This is a genomic window from Acaryochloris marina MBIC11017, assembly GCF_000018105.1.
Classification (GTDB): Bacteria; Cyanobacteriota; Cyanobacteriia; order Thermosynechococcales; family Thermosynechococcaceae; genus Acaryochloris; species Acaryochloris marina.
This window is the reverse complement of sequence record NC_009925.1, coordinates 1,208,478-1,220,188: the sequence shown is the minus strand read 5'-3', so window position 1 is coordinate 1,220,188 and position 11,711 is coordinate 1,208,478. Positions and strand designations below refer to the sequence as shown.

The following is an 11,711-nucleotide window of genomic DNA, read 5'->3' as shown; positions in this document are numbered from 1 at the left end:
TGCATATTTAGCCTGTGGATAGGATGTTTCACTATTGCCCACTCTAGATCAACTAGAAATCTTGCTCGCCCCATAACCGCAGATCCTCACTCCCATAAAACGGACATCTATATGATCAGATAGACTTATCTCCTCGGGATAGCCAACCAGTTCCCCATAGGGCTACGGGCAAGAAAAGTTTCTTAGCACAGATCTCTTAATGGCTTGGAAGCAAAAATTTAGCTGAGACAAAGGGCAAACTATGGAGAAATTAATGCTGTAATGCAGATATCTCCTGAACTCAGAATGCAATGACGAAACGCACCGCTTCTTCCTCAGGTCACGACATCACCGCAGATCGTCAGTTTATTCCCTGGTTAGCACAACAGAAAATTAGTATTGCCTGCACTACCTACCAAACCAGTCGCCTGATGCTATTGGGCGTTAGTCCCGACGGTAGAACTATCTCTGGGTTTGAACGTATCTTTGACCGGGCTATGGGCCTTTACACCACGACCGATCGCCTCTACCTCAGTTCTAAATATCAGATTTGGCGATTTGATAATGTCTTATCTGGCCAACAGCAACACAACGGCTACGACAAGCTCTACATCCCACGAATAGGCTATACCACCGGTGATTTAGATATCCACGATATTGTCGAAGTCGAGCGAGGGATTGATGGTACTCCCTGGCAGGAAACCCTCCCTGTCCCCTTTGTGTTTGTCAGTACCCTCCTCAACTGCATCGCTACAGTTAGCGATCACTACAGTTGCCAGCCCCTCTGGAAACCGCCCTTTATTTCCCGCATCATCAACGAAGATCGATGCCACCTGAACGGATTAGCCGCTGTAAACGGCCAACCCCGCTACGTTACCGCCGTCAGCCGCTCCGACATCATTGATGGCTGGCGAGATCGCCGTCAGGATGGCGGCCTTGTGATGGACTTGTCCACTAACGAGATTGTGGCGACTGGCTTTTCTATGCCCCACTCCCCTCGCTGGTATCGGGACCGCCTCTGGCTCCTCAACTCCGGTCGAGGAGAATTAGGCTACGTCGATTTACGAACCGGCACCTTTGAACCCATTGCTTTCTGCCCCGGTTACCTTAGAGGGCTGGCCTTTTGGGGGGATTTTGCCATTGTCGGTTTATCGCAACCTCGCAATGGCGATAAAACCTTCTCAGGCCTACCCCTAGATGACATACTCAAAGCCAAGGATGCCAGCCCGCGCTGTGGGCTGATGGTGATTAACCTCAATACCGGAGCTATTGAACATTGGTTGCGGTTTGAAGGCATCATCACCGAACTCTACGATGTCCAAATTTTGCCCCAGGTGCAGCGCCCGATGGCCTTAGGGTTCCAAAGCGAAGAAATTGCCCAACTGATTACCCTAGGACCGCAGGTCCCGGACCCACCGCAACCGAACCCCACGGTTAGCCCGGCCCCTCCCAAGCCGCCAACCACGTTGACCCAACCTGAGGATCAACCCGAACTTGCTGACCTTAGACAACATCGCCAACACCTGGTCCAGCAGTGGTTGAACCTCCCCCTAGAACAGTTAGAAGCAGCCTATGGTGGGGAACTGGGCCAAGCTCACCGAACCCTGGTGAACCATGACCTGCGCTATGAACCCCTCACCGCTGCAGAGCAGGCCTTTATTGAACCGCTGATGACAGCATTGACGACCCATCCCGTGCAGTCACTCCTCGCTCTGATGCCGTACCGCGCCGCCTATCAGCTTCCAGAGCGCTGGTTTGAACCGATTACGATTCCATCGTGGTTGGTGAATGACTATCTCGCCTATATGCAGGCCGTCCCTCTATTTTTTCAAGCCGTGGGGGAGTCAGAGCAGTATGCCCAATATTTAAACCATTGGTTTACCTTTATCCATCGCAAGATTCATCAAAATCTCAACTCAGCCTCTTGGCAAAGCGTGGCTGCGGTCGCCGCCGAAGCGGTATTTGCGCCTATCTACTTTAACGATCTCAACCTGAAAGACACCTTTATCAAGTGGGCTGCGATTACGGAATTCAGTTTAGAACATCGCGGAATGACCGTGCATCAGCACGGTTCACCTAGACCTTCGCACCGATCAAAAATTCGCCTGGGTGTTCTCAATCAAGCCTATAGTCCTCATTCGGAGACCTTTTCCACCCTGCCATTCTATGAGCATTTAGATCGGCAGCAGTTTGAAATCATTCTCTACGCCGAGTCTAGCCAAGATCACCCTCTAGAAGCCTATTGCCGGAGTCGATGCGATCAGTTTGTACTCCTACCTCAAGACCTACCGGAATCCGTTCAACGGATTCGGAATGACGACCTAGATATCTTGCTGTTTGGGATCAATATTGCGGTTGGCAATAAGTCCACTGCTCGATTAGCGATGTATCGGCTGGCCCGAGTTCAGGTTTCTGCTAATTCGTCCCCCGTCACCTCTGGCATCAATAATATTGATTACTACCTCTCAGGGGAACTTACTACCCCTGCTGAGACCTTTCAGAGCCAATATAGTGAGAAGCTGGTCACTTGGGCTGGCCCCTCCTGTTGCTACCGTTTTCCTCCTAGTGCCCAGCAGCCGACAGCCGCCTCCTACTACCGCCGCGATTTGAATATTGCTGATGATGCCGTGGTCTTTGTGTCCGGGGCTAACTTTTTCAAACTGATACCCGAGCTAAGAATCACATGGACCCAGATATTAGCCGCAGTCCCTAACTCAGTCCTTTTGCTCTATCCCTTCTCCGCTTGGAGTCATCACTATCCCGTTTCAGCCTTTCGTAACCATATGGCTGCATTGTTTGCAGGCGACGGGATTGACCCCTCCCGACTGATCATTCAAGATCCGATTCCCAACCGAGAACAAGTCAAACAACTGCTGCAGATTGCGGATGTTTATCTCGATGCTTATCCCTTTACGGGGGTTACCTCTCTTCTAGATCCCTTAGAAGTAGGACTTCCCGTCGTTACTCAAGCCGGACATTCGCTCCGCTCCCGGCAAGGTCCAGCTTTACTGGAATCAATTGACTTAACTGATTTAATTGCCACAGATGAACAGGGATACGTTGAATTGGCTATTCAGCTAGGCCAAGATTCGACTCGACGGCAGCAGTATCGGACGCTGATTCAACAAAAAATGGCCGCCAATCCTGCTTTTATGGATAGCCCAGCCTATGGTGCTCAAGTGGGGACTTTATTACAGCAGTTGCTCCCCTCCTCGTTTGCCGAGCTGGAAGAAGAGCATCCGCCGTCCGCTTCCCGGCGGCGCCAACGGGTCATTGCCTTTAGTCTGTGGGGTGCCAACCCGAAGTACACCACGGGTGCCCTTAAGAATGCAGACTTAGCTCCGACCCTCTACCCCGGCTGGATTTGTCGCTTCTATGTGGACCAGACCGTTCCCTCTGAGGTGGTTAACCAATTAAAGGCCCGCTCCCACGTTGAAGTCATTCAGCTAGACGGAGATAGAGGCTGGAAGATGTCATTTGCTCGGTTCTTGCCCGCTGCTGATCCAGATGTTGAGGTGTTGATTTGTCGGGATGCCGACTCTCGCCTGAATCTGCGAGAAAAAGCTGCGGTGGAGGCTTGGCTCCAAAGTCCCCAGAAGTACCATATTATGCGCGATCATCCCCGTCATAATGTGCCCATGCTGGCAGGAATGTGGGGGGTCAAAGGCAATGTCTTGGACATGGAACTACTGGTAGAGCAGCATCTGGTTGACCAAGCCGATCTGGGGTTGCGGTACGGCATTGATCAGCATTTCTTGGCGACTCAGATTTATCCCAAAACCCAGTCCTCCTGTATGGTTCATGATGAGATTTTTCTGCAGAACCCCTACCCTGCCGCAAGACAAGGGTTGGAATATGTGGGGCAGGTGTTCTTAGAAGATGAAAGTACCTTAAAACCCATTGATGACCTCTTACAGCAACATTTACTTAAAAATGATCCCCTCGCTTTGAATGGGTTTGAACCGTCCTCACCTTCGGCTACTCCTGCTACCACCCTAGCGGCCCCCTCCACGGTGCAAGCCTTATTTGAGCGCAGCCGACAGCTGAAGAAAGAGAACAAACTCACGGAAGCAGAAGCTTGTTTACGGGAAGTGATTCACCTCTACCCGAATCATTGGGGCGCTTATAACAACTTGGGCACCTTGCTCCAAAATCAGGGCAATATTCAAGAGGCCGAAGCCTGCTATCAACAAGCCCTTCAGCTCAACACGAACTTTGCCGAAGCCCATTCTAATCTGGCGAGTATTTGGCAACTGAATGAGCAGCCAGAACGGGCTAAAGCTGGTTTTTATCGAGCCTTACAACTAAAACCGGACTACGTCCCAGCCCATTTGAATTTGGCTAACCTCTATAAAGAACAGCGGCGTATGGCCGTTGCCATTGAGCATTATCAAAAAGTGGTTGTGGCTGAACCCCAGCATACGGAAGCCCATTTTAGCTTGGGGCAAATTTTTGAATATCAGGGCAAGTCAGAAGAGGCTTTAGCCTGTTACGAACGGGCCTTGCAGGGGAACCCCGAAACCCATTCCCTCTGGTTCTTTATCAGCTTAGTCAAGATCAAGCTGTGTAACTGGCAGGATTATGAGGCTCAGGTGCAACGCTTACAGCAGATGATTGCGGAGTCTTTTACGGCGAAATATACTCCCAATCCCTTTGTTCTCAGCACCTTTAATTTTCCGTTAGAGCTGCATCAAGCGGCGGCCCGCAACCAAGCTCAAAATGCCCAACGAGCCGTTGCCCAACTGAGGTCTTCTCTGACCTTTGCCCATCCTTGTAAAGCAACCCCTAAACTACGGATTGGCTATCTTTCTCCTGACCTGCGCGATCATGCCGTTGGGCGTTTGGTGGTTGACCTGTTTCCCCACCACAACCGCGATCAGTATGAGATTGTTGCTTATACGACCGTTGATGTCGAAGATCACATCACCCAACAGATTCAAACGGGCTGTGATGCCTTTGTTGACTTATCTCCGCTCTCAACCGAGCAGACCGCCCAGCGTATCTACGACGATGGGATTCAGATTTTGGTGGATCTGGCGGGCTATACCATTGGCAATGCGGCGTCTGTCCTGTCTCTGCAGCCTGCGCCGATTCAAGCTCAATGGTTAGGCTATCCCGATACGATGGGGGCGGAGTTTATCCAATATGCCCTGGCGGATCAGTGGCTGATTTCGCCTGAAATTGCCCAGTCCTACACGGAAAAAATTGTCTATCTCCCCCATGCGTTTGTGGGGTCTCCCTTGGCGATCTCTGATCGCCCCATGACCCGTGCTGAGTTTGGGGTGCCTGAGTCGGGGTTTGTGTTCTGCTGCTTCAATTCTCACTACAAAATTACGCCGGATCTATTTGATGTCTGGATGCGAATTTTGCAGCAGGTGCCGGACTCCGTTCTTTGGCTAATAGAGGGGGCTGAAACGGTGATGGGTAACTTGCGGACTGAAGCCAAGCAGCGGGGCGTGAACCCAGACCGACTTGTTTTTGCCCCTAAAATCGCCCATGAAGATTACCTGGCTCGATATGGGCTGGCGGATTTGTATTTAGATACCTTTGTCTATAACGCCGGTTCAACGGCAGTGGCGACCTGCTGGTCAGGATTACCAATGCTCACTTGTCCCGGCCCCACAAATGCGTCACGCATGGGGGCGAGTATCTGTGCGGCGGCGGGATTAGAGTCACTGATCTGTAAAAGCGTTGCCGACTATGAACAGCGAGCCATTCACTTAGCCACTCATCCAGCGGAATTAGCTGAGATCCGCAATGGGTTAAAGCGACAACTACAGTCCCCGGAGACTTACCCTGCCCTCTTTCAGGTGGAGCAATTTGTGGCTTCTTTGGAAAGTGCTTTTCAACAGATGTGGCAAGGCTATTTAAACGATGCTCCGCTTCAAGATGTCGTCGTTTCCAGATGAGTGAAAGACGAACCTGTAGAAATAACTGTTCATCACTCTGATGAAACGGGAAGACTTTAGCTAGAGTCCGTCAATGGAAAATCAGGTGTGGGGTATCATCATGGCCAAAAAGTGGAAGTACATTATTCCGGGAATAATTGCTGGTGTGCTGGGCTTAGGCGGTGTGGCAGCCTACCTGTATCTCAAGGTGATTCCGGCTCAGCAAGGAACCAGTACGTTAGCGATCGCAAAAATAGTACCCGATGAAGCATGGATGACGGCCTCCATTAATCTCGATTTTGAAGCCTGGCAGAAGCTAGAACAGTTTGGGACTTCAGAGGCTCAGAAACTCTATAAAGAGGGCTTAGACACCTTAATCAAGGAACTGGATCAGGAATTAGCTGAAGATAATTTGAGCTACAGCAAAGATTTCAAACCCTGGCTGGGGAACGCCATGATGGCATTTTTACCGGAGGAGAAGTCGGGTGGGACGCCCGAGTTCTTAGTGGTGATTGGCATTAAGGATAAACTCGCAGCCTTAGATTTCTATAACAAGGTGAAAAAAGAGGATAGCTTAAATATCCAAGAAACCAAGCAATATAAAGGGGTAGAGATTGTCAAAATAGGGGCCGAAAAGTCGGATAACCCCGGATACGTTGCGATTCTGGAGAACCACCTGGCAGCATCGGATCAAGTAACGACGGTCAAAAAAGCCATTGATGCCTCTCAGGGGGCTCCTTCTTTAGGGACAACTGGAGTGTCGGCTAAAGCCTTTCAATCCCTCGAATTAGAAAATTCAGTGGCCCAGTTCCATATCCTAGACTATGCCGAAATTATTGATCAACTGGATATCTTGGATGAAGCAGATGCGCCTGAGATACCGCCAGAACTTGAAGAGCGGTTCAAGCAGGTGAAATCAGTTTCCGTGGGCATGGGAATTGACGATCAGGGGATTCGCTTCAGAAGTGTGACTCAATTCGATCCGAAGCTGTGGAAAGGTCAATTTGACCCCATTCCCGGCAAGATTATCTCTCGCTTTCCTGCCAATACGTTGTTGTCTGCGAATGGAGGAAATATCAAGAAACAGTGGCCGCTTTATGTTGACCATTTTTCGAACATTCCTGAATTTGCCTCTGCCATCGATGCAATCCGAATCTATGTGCGTCAAACCACTCGGCTAGATTTGGATCGAGACATTATTAGCTGGATGGATGGAGAGGTGGGGTTTGCCCTGATTCCCAGTAAGGAAGGTATTCTCGAACCCGTTGGGTTTGGGGGTGCGTTGGTGTTTGATACGAGCGATCGCAAAAAAGCTACCGCCACGTTTGCCAAGCTGGATACCTTTGCCAAGCAAAATAATATAAAAATCTCCAACAGTAAAATTGGCGACGTGAAGGTCACCCATTGGCAAGTTCCCCCCTTAGGACAAAACGTGATTGGGCGGGGATGGCTAGATGACAACACTATGTTTGTCACCGTGGGCCAACCTATTGCTCAAGTCATGGCGAATCGCCCTAAAAAGACTCTAGACAAGAGCGATATTTTCCAATCTGTGACGCAATCTTTACCCCAAGACTCAGGTTATTTCTACGTCAATATGGAGGAGGTGAATCAACTATTGTTTAGTTATCCCGATGTAGCGAACAATAGTGAGTTTAATACACCAGAGGTAAAAGCTATTCTTAACTCTATTCGAGGTATCGGCATGGCGAATGCCCAAACGGATTCATCCACCTTGACCAGCGAGTTTTTATTGGCTTTAAAGTCTAAGAAATAACCCAAAAAATCAATTTCGGCTTCTAATGGCACTAAAGAATCTGAAATATCCCTTGTAGGATAAGACTCAATGGATTTCACGGCTATGGACAGCAATGAATTTATAGAAAGATATGCTGATGGTCATAGAGATTTTAGTGGCGAATTCCTGGAAGGGCTAGTATTGAGTAGGCTACTAATTCAAGATTTAGATCTAAATGGTGCCATTCTAAATAATTCGGAGATTGTTAAAACAGATATTAGAGGGGTAGAATTTTGGGCGTTGCTCAATGACGGGATGACTCACGCAGGAATAGGTACTTCACCAAACTTGAGATAGTGGATCAATAGTCGAATTGAATGCTTGAGCATGTCCACCGACTTTGAATAACATAAAGTCTTGCGATGGAGCCGTGCCAAGTAATGTCGTAAACGCGTGTTTTCTCCCTCTACTCGTGTCATGTAGGTCTTGCTAACAATCTGGTCACCCTCTGGGATAAAGCCTGGATAGACGGGATTGCCATCACTGACCCAGAAAAAACATTGCCAACAGACGATTGCTTGCCATAACGGTCGAAAGGTCTCAGCACTATGGTCACCCACAACCCAGCCTAGAATGCCGGGGTGAAAATGATCCACCACAGTCCAAATCCAGACCTTGTTGCGTTTTTGGCCCACGAAGGTTTCGAGTTCATCTAATTCTCCTACCTGGGGGATATCGTCAGGGTCATAAGCATCGGGTAATAGAACTCCAACTTGTTGAACCCAACGGATCACAGTGGTATGAGCAACGCCTATGACTCGTTCGATACCTTGTAACCCCATTCCGTTGACATACATTCTCAGGCAGAGTCGTTTCGTCCAATCACTGTATCCACGCTTTGAGTAAGTTGAAAGAAACTGTCGTCCACAGGCCACACAAATATGATTTTGTTTACCTCGACGATGCCCATTCTTATGGATATGTTGACCACCACACTGATACTGTCGGCGAAAGTATTACAAATGCAACTACACGTGTATTACAGGATCATAAGTGAAACGAAATTCTGTAGGTTGTTCCGTGCGTAGTATTTTAAATTTCATACTTGTAGCACATTCGCCAACAGTATCCACACTCTGGACACTTCATACAGATTCCTCATGATGTTCGAAATAGTCATGAGGTTATCCTGACGCAATCAAATTCATCCCGTCATTGAGCAACGCCGATTTTTGTGGTTCGATGTTGCAAAATTCAAGATTCTATAAAACTGACATCTCTAAGTGTGATGTTACTGATGCTGACTTGAGAAGATCAAATTTTAACCAAGTTCATTTAAAGAAGACGATATTTGATCATGCTAACTTAAGCGAATCAAGCTTTACAGAAGCTTTAATCTCTAGATCCAGTCTTAGATTTACCCAGCTTAAAAGACTTTTGTGTTGCAGGCTAAAGCTCAGAGAGGTTGACTTAAGTCAAAGTGTAATTGACTATTCTAAGCTCTACATTTATGAAATGGATAAAGTAAAAGTCGAGAATTTAAGCGCAATAGATATTGAGCTGAATGATGGTATTAGTTTTGATGAAATTATTGAAGAAAATGGTGAGGTTATGAGTTACGTCTTCGAAGAGCTGCTTGACTAAAAAAATGGTTGAGTATGAGATGTTTGAACTCAATGAATTTTATAGCTACAGGCATATCGACGATTGAGAAGAATTAAGTTGATTGCCTGAATTGTAATGATTTGAGAGACGTTCTACATCGAGAAGGCGATTAAAGAGAGAGATATAATCCCAGACACGCTCTAGAGATTGCCAATACGTCGCTAGATACTTGCGACTAAAGTTACCTCATCTCTTGACAATAGACAGACCTGTCTGTATAAATGAATTAATTAAAGCAATACCAAATGTCATTAGCGGCATCTTCTAGACACATCAATACCCCTCCCATTGAAATTTAAGGAAATCCATCATGACTAACTCCGCAGCCACTCAAGGCGCCCACCATATTGGATTAACCGTTCCCGATCTCCAACAGACTCGGACTTTCTTTGTCGACACCCTCGGATTCAAGCAAGTCGGTGAAAAACCGGATTACCCTGCCGTGTTTGTTTCCGACGGCACGATTATGATTACCCTGTGGCAAGCTGTGAACCCAGAACAGGCCACCCCTTTTGATCGCAAAAATGTGATTGGTTTACATCACTTTGCCCTCAAAATGGAAAGCCTGACTGTCTTAAATGAATTACACCAAACCCTGACTCAGACCCCTGATGTTGAAATTGAGTTTGCCCCCGAATCCCTAGGCGGTTCTCCTATGCACCACATGATGTGCTACATCCCTGGCGGCATTCGGATGGAATTTATTGCGGCAGGTTAATCGGTTTTTAGAGTGAATTGAAGAGGTCATCCCCATGTCAGGCTGGACAAGAGAAACATCTCCCTTTCATGCAGGCGAACAAGCGGTTCAAGAGCGGTATGGGATTCGCGATCGCATGGAAAAACAAGGACGTCGCATTATCCGTGACTTCCTGCCAGAACAGCATCGGACCTTTTATCCGCAGCTGCCCTTCCTTCTCGTGGGTAGCGTTGATCAGGAGGGACATCCTTGGGCTTCGATGGTGGCGGGACAGCCCGGTTTTATCTCCTCCCCAAATCCGCAGACCCTGAGCATTCAAACCCAACCCATCGCCGGTGACCCGCTCCAGCAAAACCTAAAGGTAGGCGCTGATGTGGGGCTGTTAGGGATAGAACTACCCACTCGACGACGTAATCGGATGAATGGGGTGATCCAGCAGATCACTTCTGAAGGATTTGTTGTGGAGGTGAAGCAAACCTTTGGCAACTGTCCCCAATACATTCAGACTCGCGACGTGCAACTTATACCTGAACAAGCTCCCCCGGCTGCATTGACGGCTGTTGACGCCTTGGATTCAGATCTTCAAGCGGTCGTTGAATCGGCTGATACCTTCTTTATTGCCACTCGCTATGCCGATAGCACGTCTAACCTAGCCCATGGTGTCGATGTCTCCCATCGAGGCGGTAAACCTGGCTTTATCCGGGTGGATGATGCCCAAACTCTGACCTTCCCAGACTTTGCAGGCAACCTGGCGTTCAATACCATCGGTAACTTGATCCTCGATCCACGGGTTGGACTTCTGTTCCCCAACTTTCAAACGGGAGATTTGCTGACCTTGACCGGCAAGGCCGATGTGATTTGGGATGGCGACGATCTGCAGTCTTTTGCAGGAGCAGAGCGACTGATTCAAATCAAGCTGGAAGCAGGCTTCTTACTAAAATCAGCCTTACCCTTTCAGGCAAACTTTCAAGAGTATTCTCCCTTCCTGGAAAAAACAGGTAGCTGGCCTAAGACCGTCTAGCAGCCTGAATAGCGATGATTCTCGATCAACCCCCATGCGTACACTAGCAAGGCGCCTACCATGATCCACCTCTACACTTACACAACCCCCAATGGACGCAAACCCGCCATTCTCCTGGAAGAGTTAGGGTTGCCCTATACCCTTCACAAAGTTGACTTGGGCAAGGGAGAACAGTTTAGTCCCGAATTTGTGGCCCTCAATCCCAATAGCAAAATTCCAGCTATCAAAGACGAAGACACGGGCGTAACCGTCTTTGAGTCAGGTGCCATCCTCATTTACCTGGCGGAAAAAACTGAAAAATTATTACCTACTGATGCTGCGAGTCGGGCTCAAGTGATGGCATGGCTGATGTTCCAAATGGCAGGCGTCGGCCCGATGTTTGGTCAACTGGGGCATTTCCGTCGATCCGCACCAGAACCGATTGAATATGCGATTAACCGCTATGAACAAGAAGCGTTACGCCTAGTGAAGGTTCTAAATCGGCAATTACAAGAGAGGGACTTTATCGCTGGCGAGTATTCCATTGCAGATATTGCTACCTATCCCTGGGTGGCTGCCTATGAGTATGTGGGACTCAGTTTAGACCCCTTTCCCCATGTCCAAGCTTGGCTGGAGCGAGTGGGGCAAAGACCTGCCGTGCAAACCGGAATGGCCATCTTAACCCCCGAGTTTAAGAGCGATTTAGCTCAGTAATTCATGAGAAAAACTTTCTTTCTAAGAACC

Annotated in this window: 7 protein-coding genes and 1 pseudogene; 7 read left to right on the top strand and 1 reads right to left on the bottom strand. The window is 48.4% G+C overall.

Features of this window, described 5'->3' with window-relative positions; translation table 11 throughout:
* The first annotated feature begins 290 nt into the window (after positions 1 to 290).
* The 3 genes from AM1_RS42820 (at position 291) to AM1_RS05490 (ending at position 7,962) form a co-directional block, all read left to right on the top strand.
* On the top strand, positions 291 to 5,888 hold the full coding sequence (locus AM1_RS42820; protein WP_012161820.1) for a TIGR03032 family protein: 5,598 nt from the start codon (positions 291 to 293) through the stop codon (positions 5,886 to 5,888).
* A 100-nt stretch (positions 5,889 to 5,988) separates the two neighbouring features.
* Entirely contained in the window at positions 5,989 to 7,644 is a 1,656-nt protein-coding gene (locus tag AM1_RS05495; protein WP_012161819.1) for a DUF3352 domain-containing protein, read from the top strand.
* 69 nt (positions 7,645 to 7,713) lie between these two features.
* Entirely contained in the window at positions 7,714 to 7,962 is a 249-nt protein-coding gene (locus AM1_RS05490; RefSeq protein WP_012161818.1) for a hypothetical protein, read from the top strand.
* Here AM1_RS05490 and AM1_RS05485 read toward each other — a convergent pair.
* Positions 7,926 to 8,603 (bottom strand): annotated as a pseudogene (locus AM1_RS05485) (IS1 family transposase); the annotation flags it as partial. The gene AM1_RS05490 and the pseudogene AM1_RS05485 sit on opposite strands and share 37 nt — an antisense overlap.
* 217 nt (positions 8,604 to 8,820) lie before the next feature.
* Between AM1_RS05485 and AM1_RS05480 the strand changes: the two are divergent.
* From AM1_RS05480 to AM1_RS05465, 4 genes are all read left to right on the top strand, one after another.
* Complete coding sequence (locus AM1_RS05480; RefSeq protein ID WP_071819934.1) at positions 8,821 to 9,249, top strand: pentapeptide repeat-containing protein; 429 nt, start codon at positions 8,821 to 8,823, stop codon at positions 9,247 to 9,249.
* 331 nt (positions 9,250 to 9,580) lie between these two features.
* Entirely contained in the window at positions 9,581 to 9,988 is a 408-nt protein-coding gene (locus tag AM1_RS05475) for a VOC family protein (RefSeq protein WP_012161815.1), read from the top strand.
* Between the two features lie 34 nt (positions 9,989 to 10,022).
* On the top strand, positions 10,023 to 10,988 hold the full coding sequence (locus AM1_RS05470) for a pyridoxamine 5'-phosphate oxidase family protein (protein WP_012161814.1): 966 nt from the start codon (positions 10,023 to 10,025) through the stop codon (positions 10,986 to 10,988).
* 60 nt (positions 10,989 to 11,048) lie between these two features.
* Complete coding sequence (locus AM1_RS05465; protein WP_012161813.1) at positions 11,049 to 11,681, top strand: glutathione S-transferase N-terminal domain-containing protein; 633 nt, start codon at positions 11,049 to 11,051, stop codon at positions 11,679 to 11,681.
* Positions 11,682 to 11,711 lie beyond the last annotated feature (30 nt).

Excerpts from the sequence above, each read along its gene's own strand:
- AM1_RS42820 (WP_012161820.1), top strand. The coding sequence starts at position 291 with ATGACGAAACGCACCGCTTCTTCCTCAGGTCACGACATCACCGCAGAT.
- AM1_RS05495 (WP_012161819.1), top strand. The coding sequence starts at position 5,989 with ATGGCCAAAAAGTGGAAGTACATTATTCCGGGAATAATTGCTGGTGTG.
- AM1_RS05490 (WP_012161818.1), top strand. The coding sequence starts at position 7,714 with ATGGATTTCACGGCTATGGACAGCAATGAATTTATAGAAAGATATGCT.
- AM1_RS05475 (WP_012161815.1), top strand. The coding sequence starts at position 9,581 with ATGACTAACTCCGCAGCCACTCAAGGCGCCCACCATATTGGATTAACC.
- AM1_RS05470 (WP_012161814.1), top strand. The coding sequence starts at position 10,023 with ATGTCAGGCTGGACAAGAGAAACATCTCCCTTTCATGCAGGCGAACAA.
- AM1_RS05465 (WP_012161813.1), top strand. The coding sequence starts at position 11,049 with ATGATCCACCTCTACACTTACACAACCCCCAATGGACGCAAACCCGCC.